This is a genomic window from Streptomyces sp. NPDC059787 (assembly GCF_042732315.1).
GTDB classification, from domain to species: Bacteria; Actinomycetota; Actinomycetes; order Streptomycetales; family Streptomycetaceae; genus Streptomyces; species Streptomyces atrovirens.
Genome location: NZ_JBHWHX010000007.1, coordinates 132,084 through 154,543 on the forward strand (window position 1 = coordinate 132,084; position 22,460 = coordinate 154,543).

Consider the following 22,460-nt stretch of genomic DNA (forward strand, 5'->3'; position numbering starts at 1 on the left):
GGCCCGCACAGTGGACGAGTGGCTGAGCCAATTCATGCGCGACCCCTTGACGGCTCCTCCCGCGGGGCCCACGCTTTCCAGCCGAACGGAACACACCACTCCAGCGGACAAGTGGTTCAGCCACTCGGCCACTCAGCCATCTCGGGAGCCCGCATGTCCCCCGAACTCGTCTCGATCCTCGTCCTGGCGGTGGTGTTCGTCATCGCCACCACCCGCTCCGTCAACATGGGCGCGCTGGCCTTCGCCGCCGCCTTCGGGGTCGGCACGCTCGTCGCCGACCTCGACGCGGACGGCGTCTTCGCCGGTTTCCCCGGCGACCTGTTCGTCGTCCTGGTCGGCGTCACGTATCTCTTCGCCATCGCCCGCGCCAACGGCACCACCGACTGGCTGGTGCACGCGGCCGTCCGGCTGGTGCGGGGGCGGGTCGCGCTGATCCCCTGGGTGATGTTCGCCCTCACCGGCGCGCTGACCGCGATCGGCGCGGTCAGCCCGGCCGCCGTCGCGATCGTCGCGCCGATCGCGCTGAGCTTCGCCGCCCGGTACCGGATCAGCCCGCTGCTGATGGGCGCGATGGTGGTGCACGGCGCCCAGGCCGGCGGCTTCTCCCCGATCAGCATCTACGGCTCGATCGTCAACGGCATCGTCGAGCGCGAGAAGCTCCCCGGCAGCGAGATCACCCTGTTCCTCGCCTCGCTGCTGGTGAACCTCGTCATCGCGGCGGTCGTGTTCGTCGTCTGCGGCGGGCCGAGGCTGTGGAGCCAGGGGGCCGTGACCGGGGGCGGGAACACCGGGAGCACGGACGGTGGCGGCGGCTCCGGTGCCGCCGTCGAGGGCAGCGGCGGCGGCACCCGTACCGTCCCCGCCCCCACCGCCGTGGCCACCCGCCCCGACGCCCCCGCCTCCGTACCGCTCACCGCTCCCGTCGTCGCCACCCTCGTCTCCCTGGCCGCCCTCGTCGTCGCCGTCCTCGGCTTCGACCTGGACGCCGGTCTGACCGCGATCACCCTCGCCGTCGTGCTGAGCACCGCCTGGCCGGACGACAGCCGCAAGGCGGTCTCCGAGATCGCCTGGCCCACGGTCCTGCTGATCTGCGGTGTGCTCACCTACGTCGGTGTCCTGGACGAGATGGGCACCATCACCTGGGCCGGTGAGGGCGTCGGCGGCATCGGTGTCCCGCTGCTCGCCGCGGTGCTGCTCTGCTACATCGGCGCGATCGTCTCCGCGTTCGCCTCCTCCGTCGGCATCATGGGCGCGCTGATCCCGCTGGCCGTGCCGTTCCTCGCGCAGGGTGAGATCGGGGCCGTCGGCATGGTGGCCGCGCTCGCGGTGTCCGCGACGGTCGTGGACGTGAGCCCGTTCTCCACCAACGGCGCGCTGGTCCTGGCCGCCGCACCGGACGTCGACCGCGAGCGTTTCTTCCGGCAGTTGATGGTGTACGGCGGGATCGTGGTCGCGGCGGTCCCGGCGGTGGTGTGGCTGGTGATGGTCGCGCCCGGATGGGGGTAGGCCCCGGGCGGCACGAGCACCTGGCAGCCTTCGAACGACAGCTAGTCAAGGAGTACGACGCATGTCCTCTCTCTTCCCGGCCCTGACCGACGGCCCGGCCGGCCGGCCCGCCCTGCGCTTCGGCGAGCGCGCACTGACGTACGGGGAACTCGCCTCGGCGGCCGGAGCGGTGGCCGGGGGCCTGACGGGGGCGCGCCGGGTCGCCGTATGGGCCACGCCGGCGCTGGAGACGGCGGTCGCGGTCACCGCGGCACTGGTCGCGGGGGTGACCGTCGTGCCGCTCAACCCGAAGTCGGGCGAGCAGGAGCTCGGCCACATCCTGGCCGACAGCGCCCCGGACCTGGTGCTCACCGCGCCCGGCGAGGAGCTCCCCGCCCCGCTGGGCGAGCTGCCCCGCGTCGATGTGGACCCGGCGGCACGGGGTGCGCTCCCCGACGACCGCGAGCGGGACCCGGAGGACCCCGCCCTGATCGTCTACACCTCCGGCACCACCGGCCCGCCCAAGGGCGCCGTCATCCCGCGCCGCGCGATCGCCACCACCCTGGACGCCCTCGCCGACGCCTGGCGGTGGGCCGGTGACGACGTACTGGTGCACGGGCTGCCGCTGTTCCATGTGCACGGACTCGTCCTAGGCACGCTCGGCCCGCTGCGGCGCGGCGGCTCCGTGCGCCACCTGGGCAGGTTCACCCCCGAGGGCGTGGCGCGCGAGCTGAACGGCGGCGCGACGATGCTGTTCGGGGTGCCGACGATGTACCACCGCCTCGCGGAGGCGCTGCCCGACGGACCCGGGCTGGTGAAGGCGCTGGCCGGGGCACGGCTGCTGGTGTCGGGGTCGGCCGCGCTGCCCGTGCACGACCACGAGCGGATCGCTGCGGCGACCGGGCGCCGGGTCGTCGAGCGGTACGGCATGACGGAGACGCTCATGAACACCGCCGTCCGCGCGGACGGCGAGGCCCGCCCCGGCACGGTGGGCGTGGAGCTGCCGGGCGTGGAGCTGCGGCTGGTGGAGGAGGACGGGTCACCGGTGACGTCGTACGACGGTGAGACGGTCGGCGAGATCCAGGTGCGCGGGCCGAACCTGTTCACGGAGTACCTGAACCGGCCGGACGCGACGGCCGCCGCGTTCACGGCCGACGGCTGGTTCCGCACCGGGGACATGGCGGTGCGCGACGCCGACGGGTACGTCAGGATCGTCGGCCGCAAGGCCACCGACCTGATCAAGAGCGGGGGGTACAAGATCGGCGCGGGTGAGATCGAGAACGCGCTGCTGGAGCATCCGGGGGTGCGGGAGGCCGCGGTCACCGGGGAGCCGGACGCCGATCTGGGCGAGCGGATCGTGGCGTGGGTGGTGCCGGCGGACCCGCAGTCCCCGCCCGGCCTGGAGGAGCTGGCCGGTCATGTCGCCGGGCGTCTCGCCCCGCACAAGCGGCCGCGCGTGGTCCACCACCTCGACGCCCTGCCCCGCAACGACATGGGGAAGATCATGAAGCGGGCGCTGTCCCGTGGCTGACCGGCTGTCCGCGCGGGAGGTCGTCGCCCTCCTCGCGGACGACTTCACCGAACTGCCGCACCCCGAAAGGCGGTCGCCCCCCGACGGCCCGCTCGGCTGGCCCGGTTACGGCACCGCCCGCGCCCGTGCCGCCGGGCGCACCGGCGAGCAGGAGTCCGTGATCTGCGGCACCGCGGGCATCGAGGGCACCCGGGCCGTCGTCGTCGCCTTCGAGTTCGGCTTCCTCGGCGGCTCGCTCGGTGAGCGCACCGGCGACCGTCTGGTGGCGGCGTACGCCCATGCCCGCGCCCACCGGCTGCCGGTGGTGCCGCTGGTCGCCACCGGGGGCAGCAGGATGCAGGAGGGCATGCTCGCGCTCACCCAGCTCCAGCGGGTGGCACGGGAGTCGGCGCTCACGCGGGAGGCCGGGCTGCCGCAGATCGCGGTGGTGCGGGACCCGACGACCGGCGGCGGGTGGGCCACCCTGGGCGCGGGCGCCGATGTCGTCCTCGCCCTGCCCGGCGCGCAGGTCGGCTTCGCCGGCTCACGGGTGCGGCCCGCGGACGCGGACCCGGTGGCGTACACGGCCGAGGCGCAGGTGGCGGCGGGGGCGGCGGACGCGCTGGTACGGCCGGAGGAGCTGCGGGGGACGCTGGGCCGCTGGCTGCGGCTGCTGACCCGGCCCTCCACCGCCCCGGTCCCGCCGCCGCCCGCGCTGGGCAGGGCGGACCTCCCGGCCACCGGCTGGGACGCCGTCCGCCGCGCCCGCTCACCCGAACGCCCGCGCGCCACCGCCTACCTGGACGCCTGCCTCACCTCCCGCGTCACCGTCAGCGGCGACCGCTGCGGCGGTACGGACCCCGACGGCATGCTGTGCGGCTTCGGTGAGCGGGAGGGCCGTACGGTCGCCTACGCGGCGCAGACCGGGGCGGCCACCCGGCCCGCCGGGTACCGCACCGCCGCCCGGCTGGTCCGGCTCGCGGACCGGCTCGGCATCCCGGTGCTGACGCTGGTGGACACGCCGGGCGCGGCGAACGACGCGGAGGCGGAGCGGCAGGGCGCGGGAGCCGCCATCGCCGACCTGTTCGGCGCCGTGGCCGCCGCCCGTACGCCGGTCACCACACTGGTCGTCGGCGAGGGCGGCTCCGGCGGCGCGCTGGCCCTCGCGGCCCCCGGCAACACCTGGGCCACCCCGGACAGCTACTTCTCGGTGATCGCCCCGGAACTCGCGGCGGCCATCCTCAAACGGCCCCCGGAGGAGGCGGAGGACACGGCGGACCGGCTCCGCGTCCGCCCGCAGGACCTGGTGGAGCTGGGGGTGGTCCGGGGGGTCGTGGGACCGGCGGACCGCACGGAGGAGCACCCGGCCGGCCAATCCTCGTGACACGTCAAACACCGCACGTAACATAGGAGTTCACCGCAGTCGCACACCACGGGGGGCACGTCGCGCCATGGACGGGTTGACGCAGTTCACGACCGAAGGCGGCACAACGGTCGTGGTGGAGGGCGTGGAGGACGAGTCCGGGGCCCGGCTCGTCTCACGCGGCGACGGCCCGGCCCAGGCGGCGCGCACCTTCGAGGGCTCCCTGGAGGGCGTACGGGCGGCGGCCGAGTCCGCGCTGCGGGTGTTCCGCGACGGCTCCCTCAAACCGGACGCGGTGGAGCTGGAGTTCGGGGTGAAACTGACCGCGGAGGCCGGTGCCGTCATCGCCAAGGGCTCGGCCGAGGGGCACCTGGTCGTCAAGCTCAGCTGGTCCCCCGACCAGGCCGGGACGACAGCGGAGGCCGCCGACCGTCGATGAGCAGAGCTGCCTGGCACACCCGGATCCGGTGCGGCAACGAGGTCGGCGCGGGCTTCCTCGTCTCCGCACGTCACGTGCTCACCTGCGCCCACGTCGTCGCGGCGGGCGACACGTCCCCGGTGACCGTGAGTTTCCCGAACCGCGCCGACCTGGGTGAGGTCACCGCCACGGTGGCCGTCCACGGCGGCTGGCGGGGCGGCGGCACCGACCCCGGCGACCTGGCCGTACTGGAACTGGACCGGGAGGCACCGCTCGCCCCGGCGGTCTTCGCGCCCCCCGGCGCCGAACGTGCCACTCCCTCCCCGGAACTGATCGCCTACGGCTTCCCCCGGGGCTACGACGAGGGCACACTCGCGCTGTACCGGGCGGTGCCGGGTCCGCTGATCGCCGACGAGTGGGTGCAGTTGGAGGCCGTCTCCGGGCACGGACAGCCACTGGCCGACGGTTTCAGCGGGGCCGCGGTGACCCTGGCCGACGGCTCGGTGGTCGGGATGGTCACGGCGGTCGCGGGCGGCCGGGACGTCAGGGCCGGCCGGATGCTGCCCACGGAGGTCATGGCCCGCTACTGGAGCGGCCTCGGCGAGCTGGTCCCCACCCCCGGCCACGCGACGGACACGCGCAGACGTCTGTACACCCTGGTGCGGCGCGCCGAGCGGGCGGGACTGCGTTGTGATCCGCACCGGTTGTACGTCGACGCCGTGGGCCCCTTCGGCCCGCCCCTGCCGGACGACGGCTTCGCCTCGCTGGCGTCGGCGGCGGCGTACGTGCAGTGGGAGGTCCCGGAGCCGGAGGCCGTGGCCCGGTTCGCCGACCGGCTGCGCGACCTGCTGGACGGGCCTCCCGCGCGGCCCTCGGCCTGGTCCCCCGTGGTCGTCGAGATCGAGCACAGCGGCGCCGGCCCGGACCAGGTCACCGTGGAGGTGTCCGCGTGTCTCGACGGCCGGCGCCACCCCGTGGGCGCGCGCCGGCTGCCCCGCACCGGTGTGCGCGCCTACGTACAGGAGCGCATCGACGAGGCGGTCGCCCACCTCCCTCCGGGCGCGGAGGAGCTACTGGCCTTCGTGCTGCCGCGCGAGTGGTTGAACGAGCCGGTGGCGCACTGGGAGTGCGGCCCGGAAGACCCCACCCCGCTCGGTTGCGCCTACCCGCTCGTCGTCGCGGACCGGTCCCGGCACCGCAGCGGCCGGCTGCGCCACCAGCTCGGCAAGAAGTGGCAGAAACTGGACACGGGCACGGGGGCGGCCGTGCACCGCGTCGAGTGCGGCACCCACGAGCGCCCGGCCGGTCTGCGCAAACGCCTGTGGGACGGCGGCGCCGAACTGGCCGGCTTCCCGGCGCCGCCCACCGCCGCCCGGCAGTACTTCGAGGTCGGTCTGAACGTCCCGGTGCCGGTACTGCTGTGGCCCCGCACCGGCTGCCCGGAGCCGGGGGCCGGCCACGAGGGCCCCTGCTCCGGCGGCACGTTCCTCGACGAGCTCACCGCGTCCGTCGCCGGCGTGCCGCCGGGTGAACTTCCGCAGCACATCATGTCGTTGCGGCTGACGGCGGACGCCGCCGAGGAGCCGGACGGGCACTGGGCCAGGGACGTGCAACTGCTGTGGGACGACCCGCGCTGCTTCCCCGCCACCGCCGCGAGCCTGCACTCCCCCGTGGCCTGACCGACCGCCGTCCCCGACCGGAGAAGAGCACCATGCCCCTGTGGCCCGTCTACACCGGCGCCGAACAACCGCACGACGGCATCGAACGGCTGCCGCCGCCCCCGCCCTGGCGCGCCTTCGACGGCGGGCCGGTGCTGGACCCGCCGGACGAGGCCGCCGACGCCGCCGCCGTCTCCCCCGACCGCACCCACCGCGCCGTGACCTACCGGGCGACCCCGCAGACGGTCCAGCTGGTCAACGCGGCCCTGTACCTGCGCCGCCCGCTGCTGGTCACCGGCCCGCCCGGCACCGGCAAGTCCTCGCTCGCCTACGCGGTCGCCCGTGAGCTGCGCCTCGGTCCGGTGCTGCGCTGGAACATCACCAGCCGCAGCACGCTGCACGACGGCCTCTACCAGTACGACCCGCTCTCCCGCCTGTACGCGGCGCGGCAGGGCGCCGGCCGCGCCGCGGAGCGGTCCGGCGCGGCGGTCCGGGAGCCGGGCGACGGGACCGGCGTCGAGGACCACTTGCGCCTCGGTCCCCTGGGCACCGCCCTCCTCCCCTACGCCCGCCCCCGCGCCCTGCTCATCGACGAGATCGACAAGAGCGATCTCGACCTGCCCAACGACCTGCTGAACGTGCTGGAGGAAGGCCAGTACGAGATCCCCGAACTGGTGCGCGCCGCCCGGCAGCTCCCACGGGCCGAGGTGACGGCCGACGGCACCGACGAGCGGGTTCCGGTGGAACGCGGCCGGGTGCGCTGCCGGTCCTTCCCGTTCGTCGTCCTCACCAGCAACGGTGAGCGGGAGTTCCCGCCCGCCTTCCTGCGCCGCTGCGTCACGCTGCGCCTGCGGCAGCCGGACGACGGCCATCTCGCCGGGATCGTCCGCGCGCACCTGGGCGAGCCCGACGCGTACGCGCGGGGCCTGATCGAGCGTTTCCTGTCCCGGGTCGGCGCCGGCGACCTGGCCACCGACCAGCTCCTCAACGCGATCTACCTCGCCCGGTCCTCCGGCCTCGGCGTCGACTCCCTGGACGAACTGGCGGAGCAGCTGATGCCGTATCTGGGCCGGGCCCCGCAGTCCGATGCCTTCTGACCCGGGTCCCGGCGCCGCGGACGCCCCCGACCCGCTGGTCCGCCTGGCCGGCGTACTGACCGAGGCGTCCGGAGGCGTCCGTCCCACCCCGCTGGAACTGGCCGAACTCCTCTGGCTGGCCGGAACCATGGACACCGACACGTCCGGCGCCCCGCCCGCACGGCCGCGCCCCGAGCCGGCCCCGGGCCCCGCGGCCGGCCCCCCACCGGGGTCCGCGCCCGCGCCCCCCGCCTCACGCGCGGGGGACGACGCCCCCCGCAGCCCGCTCCACCTGCCGTCCCCGGCCTCCCCCTCCCCCGGTGTGCGGACCGAACCGCACACCGCGCTGCTGGCGCCGGCGCCCCCGATGCTGCGCCACCCGCTGGCACTGCAACGCGCCCTGCGCCCGCTCAAGCGCCGGGTGGACTCCCCCGTCGGCCTCGAACTGGACGAACGGGCGACCGCCGACCGGATCGCCCGTCTGGGCGCCGCCCCCGACCGGTGGCTGCCGGTGATGCGGCCCGCCAGGGAGCGCTGGCTGCGCCTGTTCCTCGTGCACGACGCCGGTCCCACCATGCCCGTCTGGCGGCCCCTGATCCGCGAACTGCGCACGGCGCTGGCCCAGTCGGGGGTCTTCCGCACGGTGACGGTGCTGCGCGCCGGACCCGACGGCACGGTCCGGGGACACGGCGCGCACGCCCTCGGGGACGGACGCGGCGCCGTCCTCGTCGTCAGCGACTGCATGGGCCCGCAGTGGCGGGAGGGCCCGGCCGGCGCCCTGTGGTACGCCACCCTGCACCGCTGGGCCCGCCGGGTGCCCCTGGCCGTGGTCCAGCCCCTCCCGGAACACCTGTGGCGGGACACGGCCCTGCCCGCCGTCGCGGGCCTGCTGTCGGCCCCGTACCCGGCCGCTCCCGCCGCGGCGCTCGTCTTCAGCCCGTACGACGCCCCCCGCGACACCACGCACGCGCCGCGGCGCGGCGTCCCGCTGCCCGTACTGGAGCCGGGCCCGCGGTGGCTGGCCAACTGGGCGGCCCTGCTCGCCGCACCGGGCGGCGGCGAGGTCCCGGCCGCGGTCGCGGAGCTGGACGGACCGCTCCCGGCGGACCTCGACGACCGTACGGACGTGGGCGGGCTCTCCCCCGGGGAACTCGTGCTGCGGTTCCGGGCGACCGCCTCCCCGGAGGCGTTCCGGCTGGCCGGTCACCTGGCCCTCGGCCGTCCCGATCTGCCCGTGATGCGCCTGGTCCAGGCCGCCGTCGAGCCCGACCCCCGGCCCCGGCACCTCGCCGAGGTGATCCTCAGCGGCATGCTCGCCACCGTCCCCGGACCGCCCGGCTCCTACGCCTTCCGCCCCGGAGTACGGGACCTGCTGCTGCGCGGTCTGCCCCGCACCGCCCGCAACCGCACCGCCGAGCTGCTGGAACGGGTGGGCGGCCTGATCGACGAACGCGCGGGCCGCGCTCCCGGCGACTTCCTCGCGTCCACGCCGTCCCGTTCCGGAACGCTCACCGTGCCCGCCGCCGGGGAGGCGTTCGCGACGGTCCCTCCCCGGATCGCACGCCGGCTGTCCGGGGCCGTCGAGCCGTCCCCGGCGGCCGGCGCGGGCCGGTCCGGCTCCGTGGCGCCACCGCGGGCCCACGCCACGATCACCTTCCGGGCCGAAGACCTGTCCGGTCATCCGGAGGCGCGCATCACCCTCGAGTACGCCGTCCACGAGATCCTCTCCCGGGGTGCCCTCCGCCCCCAGCAGTACGAGGTGCGGGTCCGGCCCGACGGGTACGTGGTGCGCACCGACCCCGACGCCTATCTGCTGCCCGTCCTGGTCGCCGTCCTGCGTGGGCTTCCGGAGGCGTTCGCCGGGCTCGCGGACCCGCCGCGGCTGCGGGTGCTGCTCCAGGACGCGCCCGCGGCGGGAGCCGACCTGCCCGAGCCGCCCCGCCACGCCGGCACCGGCCTCGTGGTCGTCGTCCCGCCCACCCTGTACGGGGAGTTCGCCGCCAGCTCCGCCGCCCGCGAGCCCCTGCGCTTCCAGCCCCTGTATCCCCCCGGTGCGCCGTCCGCCCCGCCGGTCGCCTGGTTCTGCTCCCTGGGCGGGCCGGCCGGCCCGGCGGACACCGACGCCCCGGCCCACGACCTGGTGCGGGGCCCCCTCATCACCCACGACCTGAACGAGCTGGGCACCCCCGCGCCGGGCCGCACGGCCGTCGTCCACACCGGGCCCGACGGCTCGCTCACCCTGCTCAACCCCGTCCAGCCCTACGGTGCCCGCGCACCGCACCCGGCGACCTACTACGTCGTCGACCTCACCGCGCGACGGGCCCGGCACACGGTCAGCCTGCCCGGCGCGCGGGGCGGCTCCTTCACCGCGGCGGTCGACCTGTCCTGGCACGTGGCGGACCCGGTCGCCTTCGTCCGGGCGGAAGCCGTCCGCGTGTCCGAGCGGCTGCTCACCCATCTGCTGGAGGTCGCGGCCCGCGTCACCCGCCACCACCCGGTGCGCCGGGTCGGCGGAGCGCAGCGCGAGATCGACTCCGCGCTGGGTTCCTGGCCCGTACCGGGTCTCGCGGTGTCCTGCTCCGTACGGCTCGCCCGGGAGGCGGCACCACCGGCACAGCCGTCCGGACGGGAGGGACCGGCGCCCCTGCCGCTGCCCGACGCCCTGGCCGACGCCCTGGCCGGCTGCCCCACCGTGCTCATCGGTTTCGACGGGCCGCTCGCCCGCCTGTTCTCGGCGAGCACCGCGCGCGAGGCCGCTCTGGACCTGCTGTCCGTCGTCTCCGAGCACCGCGCACCGCAGGGGGCGCTCGAGGGCCGCCCGCTCGGCGGCGGTGACGTCTCCCGGAAGGCGCCGGTGCATCCGCTGGAGGTGCTGCGCGCCTTCGCGCACGACCCGCTCGGCGCGGCGCTCCGCGACCGTCTCGACGAACTCGAGCTGCGGGCGGTGCCCGACGCGCCCGCCACGCACCGCTCGGTCGCTCTGGTGCGTGCCCTGCACGCGTCCGGCCGACGGGTCGTCATCGTCAGCGACGTGGGCGAACGGGCCCTGCGGCGCTACCTGCTGCCCCACCGCGTGCCCCTGGCCGGCATCCACGGGCGCGCCGACGACCTCACCCTGCTGATGCCCCACCCGGACTGTCTGCGGCGCGCCCTGGGCGCCTCCGGCACGTCCGCCGGCGGCGCGGCCGTCGTGATCGGCTCGTCGGTCGCCGAGTTCACCGCCGCCCGGCAGGGCGGTCTGCGCTTCATCGGCTACGCCTACACCTCCGCCATCCGGCGAAGCCTGCGCGAGGCGGGCTGCGAGCTCACCGTCGACTCCCTGGAGCCCCTCCTGGAGGCCGCCCGTGCCCTGCCCCGCCCGGACGGCGCCTGACCCCCCGTTCGGCGGCCCCCCGCCCGGCCCCCCAGGAAAGGCGCCCGGTCCGCCCACCGCGCACGATGCCTGAGAGGTCCGCCGCCCGGCGGGCCGCTGGGTGCGCACTCGGGAGGATCCGCCGTGACCGCCAGTCTGGAGCAGCTGCGCCGCTGTCACTTCGCCGTCGACCTGGGGGCGGCCCGCACCCGGGTGTATGTCAAGGGCGCCGGACTCGTCGTCGACCAGCCGTCCACCGCCGCCGTGAACACCCGTACCGGAGCGCTGATGGCGGTCGGTGAGTTCGCGGAGAAGATGACGGGCCGTACACCGGACTACATCCGCGTCGTACGTCCCGTCTCCGGCGGCACGGTCGTCGACATCGAGATGGCGCAGCGCATGCTGCGGCAGCTCATCGGGGACAGGATGCGCCGCACGCTGCGCCGCAGGCCCCGGCTGCGGGCCGCGGCCTGTGTCCCGCACGACGCCGATCCGCTCGCCCAGCGCGCCGCGATCGAGACGCTGGTCGGTCTCGGCGCCCGCCGGGTGGAGCTGGTCGACACGCTCATCGCCGCCGCCGTCGGCTGCGGTCTGCCGGTGGAGCGGCCCGAGGCCACCATGATCATGGTGTGCGGGGCGGCGGCCACGCAGGTGGCCGTGCTCTCCCTCGGGGCGATCGTGACGGCGGAGCGCGTCCCCGTCGGCGGGGAGGCCGTGGACAACGCGATCGTGCAGCATCTGCGCCACCAGCACGAGCTGATGCTGCCGAGCCAGTCCGTACGGCCCCTGCAGCTCGCCCTGCACGGCAACGGGCTCACCCCGCAGGGCCCGGAGTCGACGGAGATCCACGGGCGGGACGTGGCCACCGGTCTGGCCCGTTCCGTGCGGGTCGACACGGCCGCCGTGCGGCGGGCCATCCAGACGCCGCTCACCGCCGTCCTCGACGGCATCGGCAAGGTGCTGCGGGAGTGCCCGCCGGATCTGGTCGCCGACCTGGTCGACCGGGGGATCATGATGGTCGGCGGGAGCGCCCTGCTGCCGGGCTTCGACCAGATGCTGCGCCAGGCGACGGGCATGCCGGTGCACATCGCCGAACGGCCGGAGCTCTGCGCCGTACAGGGGCTGGGCGAGATGCTGGAGGGCAGGATCGCGCCGATCGTGCTGGACCCGCTGCGCGCCTGAACCGGGCGGGCTCCGGCGGGCGGACCGGCACCCCCTCGTCCCGGCGCGCACCCGCGGGCGGCCGGGCAAGCCGGCAGGCCCTCACCCCGTGCACGCCCGCGGGCGCGGGCGACCGAGGCGGGCCGTCAGCAGGCGAGCGGCAGGCCCTCACCCCGTGCGCACCCGCGGGCGCGGGCGGCCGGGCGGGCCGTCAGCGGGGGAACCAGCATCTGATCGTCGTGCCCTCGTCCCCGGTGTGCACGCGTACCAGGTCGGCGATCAGGTTGACCATCAGCAGGCCGCGTCCGCCGCGCTGGTCGCGGGAGGGGGGACGGCGCCCGGCGAGGGGGTCGGTCATCCGGCCCCCGTCGCGCACCTCGCACAGCACGTGGCCGTCCTCGGCCCAGACCCGCAGCACCCCCGAACCGCCGCCGTGCACCACGCTGTTCGTGGTCAGCTCGGCCGTGGCGAGGGCCAGGTCGTCCAAGGTGACTCCGGCGAGGCCGAGCCGCCGTCCCTCGTCGGACGCGGCGTGCCGGGCCAAGGGCAGCGAATCGGCGACGAACGGGAAGGTCATCGCGTCCGTCACGAGCGGCAGCGGCTCGTTGTAGCGGGCGACGACCGCGTCGGGGGCGTACGCCTCGCTGTCCCGCACCGGGCGGGCGCCGACGGGGATGACGGTGGGGTGGGTGGCGTGGGCGTCGGCGAGGACGTGCGCGGGCAGGCGCACGGCGTCGTAGGGGCACAGGATCGTCGCCGTACGGCCCTGGAAGGCGGCGTTGATCAGTGCCTCGTGCTGGACGCAGGCGGGGTACTCGGTCGCGGAGCGGCCGGCCCAGATGGGCTCGCCGATGATCCGCACCCGCTTCCCGGCCGACTGGCTGTCGGCGAAGGCGCGCAGCACGCCGGGGATGATCCGGCCGGGGTTGCGTCCGGCCTCGCGCATGTCGAGGAGGCGGACGCCGTCCGCGTCGTCGCCGAGCGCGTCCCGGACCATCCGCAGCCGGTCGCCGGGCACGGCGACCGCCACGGGCTCGCCGGCCGCGAGCCCCTCGCGCACGAAGGGAACGGTGCCCTCCAGGTACTCCTGGTCGTCCCGGTAGAAGAGGGCGGGGTGGACGAAGGGACCGGCGGGGGCTTCCAGGGGTTCGGCCGCGGCACTCATGACATCGACACCTCGATCGTCGACAGGCCGGGCCAGAACATGTCCAGCACCCGGCTCAGGGCGGGCGGCGGGCGGTGCACCACGAACCGGCGGCCGTCCCCGAGGCGCTCGGCGGCCGCCGCGAGCGCTCCGGCGCCCGCGACGTCGACGAACGTCACCTCGGACAGCTCCAGGTAGTACACGGCCTCACCCTCGCGCACCGCCTGCTCCAGCACGCGCTCCCAGATCGTATGTGTGGCCAGGCCGATCTCCCCGGCCGCGCGGACACCGCGGCCGCCCTCCAGCGGGCGCACCGTCAGACGCGACGCCGCGGTCCCGGGCCCGCACCGCATCCGGTGGTGATCGCCCAACACCCGTCTCCCCACGCTCTCGGACCTGCAGGTACCCCGCCGGTTCCCGGCCATTCCCCGGCACCGCGTGTAGTACGCCTCAGGCTGGGCAGGCGCACCCGCAGCGCAGCCGGGACCGTGCGCAGCCTACCGCTCCGGTGCCGACGGCGGCCGAACCCATCCGAAACGCCCCGACCACTCACGAGCACCGACAAGGCGGTGACATGACCTCCGCGGCATCACTCCCTCTCCCGGGAAGGCTGAACACCTTGGTCATCGGCGGTCGCATGGACGCGGACCGGGCGCTGCTCACCCCGCGCGGTGAGCTGGTCCGCGGATGTGCCCAGGACCTGGCCGAGAAGCTGGCGCGGCTGCCGGCCGGCACGGCGCGGGTCGACGTGGACATGAGCGGCGTGTACTTCATGGACACGGCGGGTCTGGAGTTCCTGGAGGTGCTGCGCGACCACGGCCGGCGGTGGTCGGTGCCGGTCACGGCCACCCGCTGGAACGGTCAGCCGCGCCGCATCCTGGAACTGGCCGGCCTCGACACCACGGACCCGCTGCGCTCCCCGGCGCCGGAGGACGCGCCGCGGGCCGTCTCGGCGGTGGCGCTGGAGCGGGAGGAGCGACTGCACCTGCTCCAGGAGGAGGTCGAGCAGTTGCGGCAGGCGATCGCCTCCCGCCCGGTGATCGACCAGGCCCGCGGCATCCTGATGGCGACGTACGGCTGCACCTCGGACGAGGCGTGGCACATTCTGCGGGAGGCGTCCCAGCTGTCCAACACCAAGCTCCGCGCGGTCGCCGAGGCGCTCACCGCCTCCGCGGAGGCGGAGGGCGCTCCCCCGCCCGAGGAGGTCCGCGCCGCCCTGTCCAGGGCCCTGGCCCGCCGCTCGGCGCGGTGACACCGGCCCGCGCGGGGTACCCGGCGACGGACCGACCACCGGCCCCGCGATCGGGAGGCAGCACCATGAGCGAGCTGAGCGAGCACACTCCGTCCCAGGCCGAGGGCGACCGGGACGACGACGAGTGGACCACCCCCGAGGTCCCGCACTCCACCCCGTCCCAGGCGGAGGGCGAGCGCGACCCGTCGGACGCCCCCGCCGCGTCCGACGGCGACGCCGAGGACGGGTGAGCCCGGCGCCCCGCCGCCTCAGGCCCGTACGTCCCGCTGTTCCACGTCCTTCAGGACGGCCGCGACAGTGCCGAAGTCGTTGTCCACATGGAGCACGGTATGGCCGTGGTGGACCGCGGTGGCGCACACCAGGAGATCGATGGCCCCTGCGGAGCGATGCTGCCCACGCTGGGTGAGCTTGTACTGGGCTGTGTCCACCCAGCGCCACGCGTTCTTCGGCACCGGCGAGAGCCGGCACAGCGCGTCCAGTTCTTCGGCGAGTTCGTCGCGGTGCGCCGGGCTGGTGGCCGAGTAGAGGAACTCAGCCCTCGTAGGTTCACAGATATGGAAAACTCCGGCGGCGATATGTCCTTCCCAGGGCGGGATCGCCCCCGGAGTACGGAACAGATGCCACAGGGCCGAGGCGTCGAGCAGGTACGTGATCACTCGAAGGCAGCCCGCCGCGCACGCTTGACCGCGTCATGCGCAGCCGCCGCGGCCTCGAATTCGCCGCGCTCACCGCGAGCGGCCAGCCGCTCGGCCGCCTCAAGCCGTTTGACACGTGCCACGTAGTCCCGGAGGGCTTCGTTGACCGTGTCCTTCTTCGTGGTGGATCCCATGAGACGCATCGCCTCGGCGAGTGCGTCGTCATCCAGGTCGATCTGTGTAACAGACATCCGCCACCACCTCCATATGTCATGTATGTCAACAAGATACATCACCAACACGCAGCGAGCGGGGAACGGACTGCCGGGCACACGTTCCGTCCCTCCCGTCGCGACGGCCGAAGGGACCGGGGTGGGCTGCCGGCAGACGCCGGAACCACCCGCCACGCTCCCCTTGATCCGAAACCGGCGGGTAGAGCCCGGCTTCCCTCGGTCAGAAAAGATCAAGCCGGGCGAGGAGGGACCGATTCGGCGTGGCGCGGCGGGAGGGGAACCCCGAGGGAAAGTACTACTCGGCCTTCTCCAGCTCGGAGAGCCGGGCCAGTATCCGCTGCGGCAGCTCCGCGGCCGTCAGCCGGTACGGCGTCCAGCGGTCCCCGGAGTCCGGTTTCAGGGAGGCGGCGAACCGGTACTTCCCCTTGCCGTTGGGCTCGCTCACCATCTCGCCGAACACGCCGCTCGGTACCAGCCAGGCAGTCATGACCGCCGTGCGCTCGACGTCCACCGCCACAAAGAGCATGTCCAGGTCATCGCGAGGCCGGAACGTCTGCGACCGCACATCGGCCAGGTACTGGCCCTTCCGGACGACCGACGTCGTGGACATGCGCGACTTCACCTGCACGGCCAGGGTCACCGGGTTCCCCCGCCGGTGGAAGACCAGGTCCACCCCCGCATCGTCGGCCTGGGACGTCGAGACGTTCAACTCGCCCTGGGTGGCGAGGATGCAGGAGGCCGCGACCAGGTACTCGGCAGCCTTGCCCATCTGAGCGGCTGACGGGCTCTTGTCGAGGTAGTCCTCGTCTTCAGTCATGACGGGAAGGTACCGGACCGGACCGACAGGCCCCGGCGCCCCTTCGACAGGACCCTGAGGGGATGTCACTCGCCCCTTGGTGACGGAGCGAGCGTTTCCCGTGGTGCGGTGAGTGGGGCGGGTGGGACTCGAACCCACGGCCGACGGATTATGAGTCCGCTGCTCTAACCGGCTGAGCTACCGCCCCATAACGGCGTGTCGCGTACATGTGTGCGCGCCGTCTGCCGCAGCATAGCCGCTCATACGATCTCCTGCTCCGGACGGTCGGCTGCGTGCGGTCTTCGTGACCATGGAGACTTCGCCGAGCCTCGCACGGTTCCCCCGAACATGAAAAAGGACCCCTACGGGGTCCTCGTTCAACATGCTCCCCCGACTGGACTCGAACCAGTAACCTGCCGGTTAACAGCCGGCTGCTCTGCCAATTGAGCTACGGAGGACCGAGCTCCCCCGACTGGACTCGAACCAGTAACCTGCCGGTTAACAGCCGGCTGCTCTGCCAATTGAGCTACGGAGGAATGACTCGTTGCATCGAACGTACCCGCCTGGGTATTCGCCAGGGGGCGCTCGCTCGCTGCGACACATACATTAGCGCAAGCAGGGGGGTGCTCCGCCAATCGGTACTCCCCGGCGCTGTCGCCGGAACAACGGGAAGGGTGGCCGCCATGCGTTACCGGCTCACGTTCGTCGCCGGAGTCGTCCTGGGTTACGTGCTGGGCACGAAAGCCGGACGCGAGCGCTACGAGCAGATGAAGAGGTCCGCGCAGCAGTTCACGCGGAACCCCGCCGTGCGCAACACCGCCGAGAGCGCGGCGCAGCAGGGCCGCGACTTCGCGGACAAGGCGTACCACGCGGTCAGCGACAAGGTCGGCGACCGCATGCCCGACTCGGTCGCCCAGCGGGTCCGCACCCTCCGCGAACGCACGGCCCACGGCCCGGCGGAGGACGACTGGGGCACGAGCAACACGTAGGGCCACCTCCCTCGGGGGCGCGGGGCCGTGTCGGCATGCGGCTCCGCCGCGTGGGCGCGAGCGGCCACGGACGACCCGCGCCCGCGACACGACAGGAACCCCGACGGCGCCCGCCGCCCACGCGGGTGCGGCGGTACGGCAAAATCGCCGTATGGGGATAGTCGCCGGACTGGACAGCGCGCCAGACTTCACTCGCATCGTCGTCTGTGACACGGACACCGGAGCCGTGCTCAAGCAGGGATACGCCCAGCATCCGGTACAGAGCACCGACGGCGGCGGCCGTCCCTCCGACGTCGACCCGCAGGCCTGGCTGCTGTCCCTCGGCGAGGCCGCGGGCGGCGGCCTGCTGGAGGGCGTGCAGGCCATCGGCGTCTCCGCGCAGCAGAACGCGCTGGTGCCGCTGGACGCGCAGGGCAACACCGTGCGGCCGGCGATGACCGGCGGCGACAAGCGGGCGCAGGTCGCGGCGGCGGATCTCATCGACGCGTTCGGCGGGCGTGAGGCGTGGGCGCAGGCCGTGGGCTGTGTGCCGGGGGCCGCCCAGCCGGTGACCAAGCTGCGCTGGATGGCCCGCAGCGAACCGGAGAACGCCGCGCGCACCGCCGTACTGCTGCAGGCGCACGACTGGCTGGTGTGGCAGCTCCTCGGCCGTCCGGTGCGGCGCACCACCGACCGGGGCGGGGCTTCCGGCACCGGGTACTGGGCGGCGGCCACCGGCGGTTACCGGCCCGATCTGGTGGAGCTGGCGCTCGGGCACCAGGCGATGCTGCCCGAGGTGATCGGTCCGGCGGAGGCGGCCGGTACGACACCGGAGGGGCTGCTGATCTCCGCCGGTACGGGCGAGACGATGGCGGCGGCGTTCGGGCTCGGCATCGGGCTGGGCGACGCGGTGGTGTCGCTGGGCGCGTCCGGGTCCGTGATGGCCGTGCACCCCGAGGCGCTCGTCGACCAGCACGGGATGATCACCTCTTTGGCGGACGCGACCGGCATGCACCTGCCCGTCGTCACCACCCTGAACGCCGTGCGCGCCCTGCGCGGCGCCGCCGAACTGCTGGGGCTGCCCGACCTGGAGAGCCTGTCCGACCTGGCGATGAAGTCGACACCGGGGTCGCACGGGCTGGTGCTGCTGCCGTACCTGGAGGGCGAGCGCACCCCGAACCTGCCGCACACCGCCGGGACACTGGCGGGGCTGCGGCGCGAGTCGATGAAGCCGGAGCATCTGGCGCGGGCCGCGTTCGAGGGGATGCTGTGCGGGCTCGCGGACGCGCTGGACGTGCTGCGCGGCCGGGGCGTGGAGGTGCGGCGGGTCTTCCTGCTGGGCCAGGCCGCGGAGTTGCCGGCCGTGCAGTCGGCGGCGCCCGCGCTGTTCGGGGCGCAGGTGGTCGTGCCGCAGCCCGCGGACTACGCGGCGATCGGCGCGGCCCGGCAGGCGGCGTGGGCGCTCGGCGTGTCGCAGGGCACCCTCGATCCGCGCACCCCGCCCGTGTGGCAGGGCGCGGTGGCGCAGGTGCTGGATCCCGGGGAGGACCTGGCGGTGGGACAGGCGGTGCGCCAGCAGTACGTGTCGGTGCGCGAGCAGACGCATCCGGGGGCGTTCCGCGCGTAGCACGGGCCGGTGGATTAATTCGGTTGAGGTAACGCGGGTGGAGTGTTCGACGATAGGGGCCACGGGCAACCGACGCCCCCGCCGACCACTCCGAGAGATTCAGCGTGCTCATACGACTCCTGCGGACCCATCTCCAGCCCTACAAGAGACCCATCACCCTGCTGGTGCTGCTGCAGTTCCTGCAGACCTGCGCCTCGCTCTACCTGCCCACGCTCAACGCGGACATCATCGACCGGGGCGTCGTCGAGGGCGACACCGGTTACATCCTGAGCTACGGCGCCCTGATGACCGGCATCTCGCTGGTTCAGGTCGTGTGCAACATCGGTGCCGTGTACTACGGCGCCCGGACCGCGTCGGCACTGGGACGGGACGTACGCGCCGCCGTGTTCGACCGGGTGCAGTCGTTCTCCGCGCGTGAGCTGGGTCACTTCGGCGCGCCCTCGCTGATCACCCGTACGACGAACGACGTCCAGCAGGTACAGATGCTGGCCCTGATGACGTTCACCCTGATGGTGTCGGCGCCCATCATGTGTGTGGGCGGCATCGTGATGGCGCTCGGCCTGGACGTCCCGCTGTCCGGGGTGCTGGTCGCGGTGGTACCGGTGCTGGGCGTCTGCGTGACGCTGATCGTACGGCGGCTGCGTCCGCTGTTCCGGACCATGCAGGAGCGGCTCGACACGGTGAACCGGGTGCTGCGCGAGCAGATCACCGGCAACCGGGTGATCCGCGCCTTCGTGCGGGACGAGTACGAGCAGGGGCGGTTCCGGAAGTCCAACACCGATCTGACCGACATGTCGCTGCGCACGGGCAATCTGCTGGCGCTGATGTTCCCGGTGGTCATGACGGTGGTGAACCTGTCGTCGATCGCGGTGGTGTGGTTCGGCGCGCACCGCATCGACAGCGGCGGGATGCAGATCGGCGACCTGACCGCGTTCCTCGCCTATCTGATGCAGATCGTCATGTCCGTGATGATGGCCACCTTCATGTTCATGATGGTGCCGCGCGCCGAGGTGTGCGCCGAGCGCATCCAGGAGGTGCTGGACACCTCCTCCAGCGTGGTGCCGCCCGTCGCTCCCGTCACCGAGCTGCGCCGGCACGGGCATCTGGAGATCCGGGGCGCGGGCTTCCGCTACCCGGGTGCCGAGGAGCCGGTGCTGAGGGCGGTCGACCTGGTGGCGCGGCCCGGTGAGGTCACGGCCGTGATCGGTTCCACCGGCAGCGGCAAGTCCACCCTCCTCGGTCTGGTCCCCCGGCTGTTCGACGCGACCGACGGGGAAGTACTGGTGGACGGCGTGCCCGTGGCGGACGTCGAGCCGGCGCTGCTGGCGAGGACGGTCGGACTCGTGCCGCAGAAGCCGTACCTCTTCGCGGGCACGGTGGCGACGAACCTGCGCTACGGAAATCCGGACGCCACCGACGAGGAGCTGTGGCACGCGCTGGAGGTGGCGCAGGGCAAGGACTTCGTGGAGCGGCTGGAGGGCGGCCTCGACGCGCCGATCGCCCAGGGCGGGACGAACGTCTCCGGTGGTCAGCGCCAGCGCCTCGCGATCGCCCGGACGCTGGTGCAGCGCCCGGAGATCTACCTCTTCGACGACTCCTTCTCCGCGCTCGACTACGCCACCGACGCGGCCCTGCGGGCGGCTCTCGGACGGGAGACGGCCGAGGCGACCGTGGTGATCGTCGCCCAGCGGGTGGCGACCATCCGGGACGCCGACCGGATCGTGGTCCTGGACGAGGGCCGGGTCGTCGGCACCGGCCGGCACCACGAACTGATGGCGGACAACGAGACCTACCGGGAGATCGTGCTCTCCCAGCTGACGGAAGCGGAGGCTGCCTGATGGCGGGGCCCGGAGGACGGATGATGGCCGGGGGCGGCCCCGACCAGCGGACGATCGACTTCAAGGGGTCGAGCAAACGGCTGATCGCGCGGTTCCGGCCGGAACGCGTGACGATCTACGGGCTGCTGGCCTGTGTCGTACTGAGCGTCGGGCTCAGCGTGATCGGGCCGAAGATCCTCGGCAAGGCGACCGACCTGGTCTTCGCGGGCATCGTCGGACGCGACATGCCGGAGGGCGCCACCAAGGAACAGGTGCTCGACTCGATGCGGGAGCGGGGCGAGGGCAACGTCGCCGACATGCTCCGCAGCACCGACTTCACCCCCGGCGAGGGCATCGACTTCACGGCGGTGGGCAACGTCCTGCTGTTCGCGCTGGCGGTGTTCGGGGCCGCCGGCCTGCTGATGGCCGTGGCCACCCGGCTGGTGAACCGGGCCGTCAACCACACCATGTTCCGCATGCGTGAGGACGTGCAGACGAAGCTGTCGCGGCTGCCGCTGTCGTACTTCGACAAGCGGCAGCGCGGTGAGGTGCTCAGCCGCGCCACCAACGACATCGACAACATCGGGCAGACGCTCCAGCAGTCGATGGGCCAGCTGATCAACTCGCTGCTCACCATCATCGGCGTGCTCGCGATGATGTTCTACGTCTCCTGGATCCTGGCGCTGGTCGCGCTGGTGACGGTGCCGCTGTCGTTCGTCGTCGCCACGCGCGTCGGCAAGCGGTCGCAGCCGCACTTCGTGGCGCAGTGGCGGTCGACCGGCACCCTCAACGCGCACATCGAGGAGATGTACACCGGGCACACCCTGGTGAAGGTGTTCGGGCGTCAGCAGGAGTCGGCGGAGAAGTTCGCCGAGGAGAACGACGCGCTGTACGAGGCCGGGTTCAAGGCGCAGTTCAACAGCGGCATCATGCAGCCGCTGATGTTCTTCGTCTCGAACATCAACTACGTTCTGGTGGCGGTCGTCGGCGGGCTGCGGGTCGCGTCGGGCACGCTGTCCATCGGTGACGTGCAGGCGTTCATCCAGTACTCGCGGCAGTTCTCGATGCCGCTGACACAGGTCGCCTCGATGGCGAACCTGGTGCAGTCGGGTGTCGCCTCGGCGGAGCGGGTCTTCGAACTGCTCGACGCCGAGGAGCAGGATGCCGACGCCTCACCGGCCGAGAAGCCGGCCGAGCCGCGCGGGCGGGTGGCGCTGGAGAACGTGTCGTTCCGGTACGACCCCGAGAAACCGCTGATCGAGGACCTGTCCCTGAAGGTCGAGCCGGGCCACACGGTGGCCATCGTCGGCCCGACGGGCGCCGGCAAGACGACCCTCGTGAACCTGCTGATGCGGTTCTACGAGGTGTCCGGCGGGCGGATCACGCTCGACGGGGTGGACATCGCCCGGATGTCCCGGGACGAACTGCGGTCCGGGATCGGCATGGTGCTGCAGGACACCTGGCTGTTCGGCGGCACCATCGCGGAGAACATCGCGTACGGTTCCGCGCGCGAGGTCACCCGGGAGGAGATCGAGGAGGCGGCACGGGCCGCGCACGCCGACCGGTTCGTCCGGACGCTGCCCGACGGGTACGACACGGTGATCGACGACGAGGGCAGCGGGGTGAGCGCGGGTGAGAAGCAGCTCATCACGATCGCCCGGGCGTTCCTGTCGGACCCGGTGATCCTCGTCCTGGACGAGGCGACGAGTTCCGTGGACACCCGTACGGAGGTGCTGATCCAGAAGGCGATGGCGCAACTGGCGCACGGGCGTACGTCGTTCGTGATCGCGCACCGGTTGTCCACGATCCGGGACGCGGACACGATCCTGGTGATGGAGAACGGCTCGATCGTCGAACAGGGCGCGCACGAGAAGCTCCTGGCGGCGGACGGGGCGTACGCCCGCCTCTACAAGGCGCAGTTCGCGGAGGCGGTGGCGGAGGTCGACTGAGTTTTCCTCGCCCCCG

General features: G+C 73.5%; 19 protein-coding genes and 3 tRNA genes. 14 read left to right on the forward strand and 8 right to left on the reverse strand.

Annotated elements, in window-relative coordinates:
• Positions 1–153: 153 nt before the first annotated feature.
• The 8 genes from ACFV5H_RS09120 (at position 154) to ACFV5H_RS09155 (ending at position 12,044) form a co-directional block, all read left to right on the forward strand.
• Entirely contained in the window at positions 154–1,506 is a 1,353-nt protein-coding gene (locus ACFV5H_RS09120) for an SLC13 family permease (protein ID WP_385054634.1), read from the forward strand.
• A 61-nt stretch (positions 1,507–1,567) separates the two neighbouring features.
• Positions 1,568–3,016, forward strand: coding sequence for an acyl-CoA synthetase (locus ACFV5H_RS09125; RefSeq protein ID WP_385193721.1), 1,449 nt, complete (start codon positions 1,568–1,570; stop codon positions 3,014–3,016).
• Positions 3,009–4,379: a carboxyl transferase domain-containing protein gene (locus ACFV5H_RS09130; protein ID WP_385193724.1), complete on the forward strand. Its 1,371-nt coding sequence runs from the start codon at positions 3,009–3,011 to the stop codon at positions 4,377–4,379. Before ACFV5H_RS09125 ends, ACFV5H_RS09130 begins: the two co-directional genes overlap by 8 nt.
• 67 nt (positions 4,380–4,446) lie before the next feature.
• Entirely contained in the window at positions 4,447–4,797 is a 351-nt protein-coding gene (locus ACFV5H_RS09135) for a CU044_2847 family protein (protein ID WP_385054642.1), read from the forward strand.
• On the forward strand, positions 4,794–6,455 hold the full coding sequence (locus ACFV5H_RS09140; RefSeq protein WP_385054644.1) for a trypsin-like peptidase domain-containing protein: 1,662 nt from the start codon (positions 4,794–4,796) through the stop codon (positions 6,453–6,455). Before ACFV5H_RS09135 ends, ACFV5H_RS09140 begins: the two co-directional genes overlap by 4 nt.
• A 32-nt stretch (positions 6,456–6,487) precedes the next feature.
• Complete coding sequence (locus tag ACFV5H_RS09145; protein ID WP_385054647.1) at positions 6,488–7,531, forward strand: AAA family ATPase; 1,044 nt, start codon at positions 6,488–6,490, stop codon at positions 7,529–7,531.
• Positions 7,521–10,883 (forward strand): SAV_2336 N-terminal domain-related protein, encoded by a 3,363-nt coding sequence (locus ACFV5H_RS09150; protein ID WP_385054650.1) that lies wholly within the window; start codon positions 7,521–7,523, stop codon positions 10,881–10,883. Before ACFV5H_RS09145 ends, ACFV5H_RS09150 begins: the two co-directional genes overlap by 11 nt.
• A 123-nt stretch (positions 10,884–11,006) precedes the next feature.
• A complete protein-coding gene (locus ACFV5H_RS09155) occupies positions 11,007–12,044 on the forward strand; it encodes a rod shape-determining protein (RefSeq protein ID WP_385054653.1) in 1,038 nt (345 codons plus the stop codon).
• Between the two features lie 190 nt (positions 12,045–12,234).
• On the opposite strand, the gene ACFV5H_RS09160 is transcribed toward ACFV5H_RS09155, so the two are convergent.
• Positions 12,235–13,188, reverse strand: coding sequence for an anti-sigma factor RsbA family regulatory protein (locus tag ACFV5H_RS09160; protein ID WP_385193727.1), 954 nt, complete (start codon positions 13,186–13,188; stop codon positions 12,235–12,237).
• A complete protein-coding gene (locus tag ACFV5H_RS09165) occupies positions 13,185–13,520 on the reverse strand; it encodes an STAS domain-containing protein (RefSeq protein WP_385054683.1) in 336 nt (111 codons plus the stop codon). The genes ACFV5H_RS09160 and ACFV5H_RS09165 overlap by 4 nt, the downstream gene beginning before the upstream one ends.
• 221 nt (positions 13,521–13,741) lie before the next feature.
• Between ACFV5H_RS09165 and ACFV5H_RS09170 the strand changes: the two genes are divergently transcribed.
• Positions 13,742–14,419 (forward strand): ANTAR domain-containing response regulator, encoded by a 678-nt coding sequence (locus tag ACFV5H_RS09170; RefSeq protein WP_385193730.1) that lies wholly within the window; start codon positions 13,742–13,744, stop codon positions 14,417–14,419.
• Positions 14,420–14,484: 65 nt separating this feature from the next.
• Positions 14,485–14,649, forward strand: a complete 165-nt coding sequence (locus tag ACFV5H_RS09175; protein ID WP_385193733.1) for a hypothetical protein — start codon at positions 14,485–14,487, stop codon at positions 14,647–14,649.
• An 18-nt stretch (positions 14,650–14,667) separates the two neighbouring features.
• On the opposite strand, the gene ACFV5H_RS09180 is transcribed toward ACFV5H_RS09175, so the two are convergent.
• From ACFV5H_RS09180 to ACFV5H_RS09205, 6 genes are all read right to left on the reverse strand, one after another.
• Positions 14,668–15,075: a PIN domain nuclease gene (locus ACFV5H_RS09180; protein WP_385193735.1), complete on the reverse strand. Its 408-nt coding sequence runs from the start codon at positions 15,073–15,075 to the stop codon at positions 14,668–14,670.
• The gene (locus tag ACFV5H_RS09185; protein ID WP_030859680.1) at positions 15,072–15,305 is read right to left on the reverse strand and encodes a type II toxin-antitoxin system VapB family antitoxin; all 234 of its coding nucleotides are present in this window, start codon (positions 15,303–15,305) and stop codon (positions 15,072–15,074) included. The genes ACFV5H_RS09180 and ACFV5H_RS09185 overlap by 4 nt, the downstream gene beginning before the upstream one ends.
• 277 nt (positions 15,306–15,582) lie before the next feature.
• Positions 15,583–16,104, reverse strand: a complete 522-nt coding sequence (locus tag ACFV5H_RS09190; protein WP_385054669.1) for a hypothetical protein — start codon at positions 16,102–16,104, stop codon at positions 15,583–15,585.
• Between the two features lie 113 nt (positions 16,105–16,217).
• Positions 16,218–16,291: transfer RNA gene (locus ACFV5H_RS09195), tRNA-Ile, on the reverse strand.
• Between the two features lie 177 nt (positions 16,292–16,468).
• Positions 16,469–16,541 (reverse strand) — tRNA-Asn (locus ACFV5H_RS09200).
• 5 nt (positions 16,542–16,546) lie between these two features.
• Positions 16,547–16,619, reverse strand: a tRNA-Asn gene (locus ACFV5H_RS09205).
• 147 nt (positions 16,620–16,766) lie between these two features.
• Between ACFV5H_RS09205 and ACFV5H_RS09210 the strand changes: the two genes are divergently transcribed.
• The 4 genes from ACFV5H_RS09210 to ACFV5H_RS09225 all read left to right on the forward strand — a co-directional run bounded on the left by ACFV5H_RS09210 (position 16,767) and on the right by ACFV5H_RS09225 (position 22,444).
• On the forward strand, positions 16,767–17,072 hold the full coding sequence (locus tag ACFV5H_RS09210; RefSeq protein WP_385054672.1) for a YtxH domain-containing protein: 306 nt from the start codon (positions 16,767–16,769) through the stop codon (positions 17,070–17,072).
• Positions 17,073–17,223: 151 nt separating this feature from the next.
• Positions 17,224–18,678 (forward strand): FGGY family carbohydrate kinase, encoded by a 1,455-nt coding sequence (locus ACFV5H_RS09215; RefSeq protein WP_385054675.1) that lies wholly within the window; start codon positions 17,224–17,226, stop codon positions 18,676–18,678.
• A gap of 104 nt (positions 18,679–18,782) precedes the next feature.
• Positions 18,783–20,516 (forward strand): ABC transporter ATP-binding protein, encoded by a 1,734-nt coding sequence (locus ACFV5H_RS09220; RefSeq protein WP_385193737.1) that lies wholly within the window; start codon positions 18,783–18,785, stop codon positions 20,514–20,516.
• A complete protein-coding gene (locus tag ACFV5H_RS09225) occupies positions 20,516–22,444 on the forward strand; it encodes an ABC transporter ATP-binding protein (protein WP_385054680.1) in 1,929 nt (642 codons plus the stop codon). Before ACFV5H_RS09220 ends, ACFV5H_RS09225 begins: the two co-directional genes overlap by 1 nt.
• The last annotated feature ends 16 nt before the right edge of the window (positions 22,445–22,460 follow it).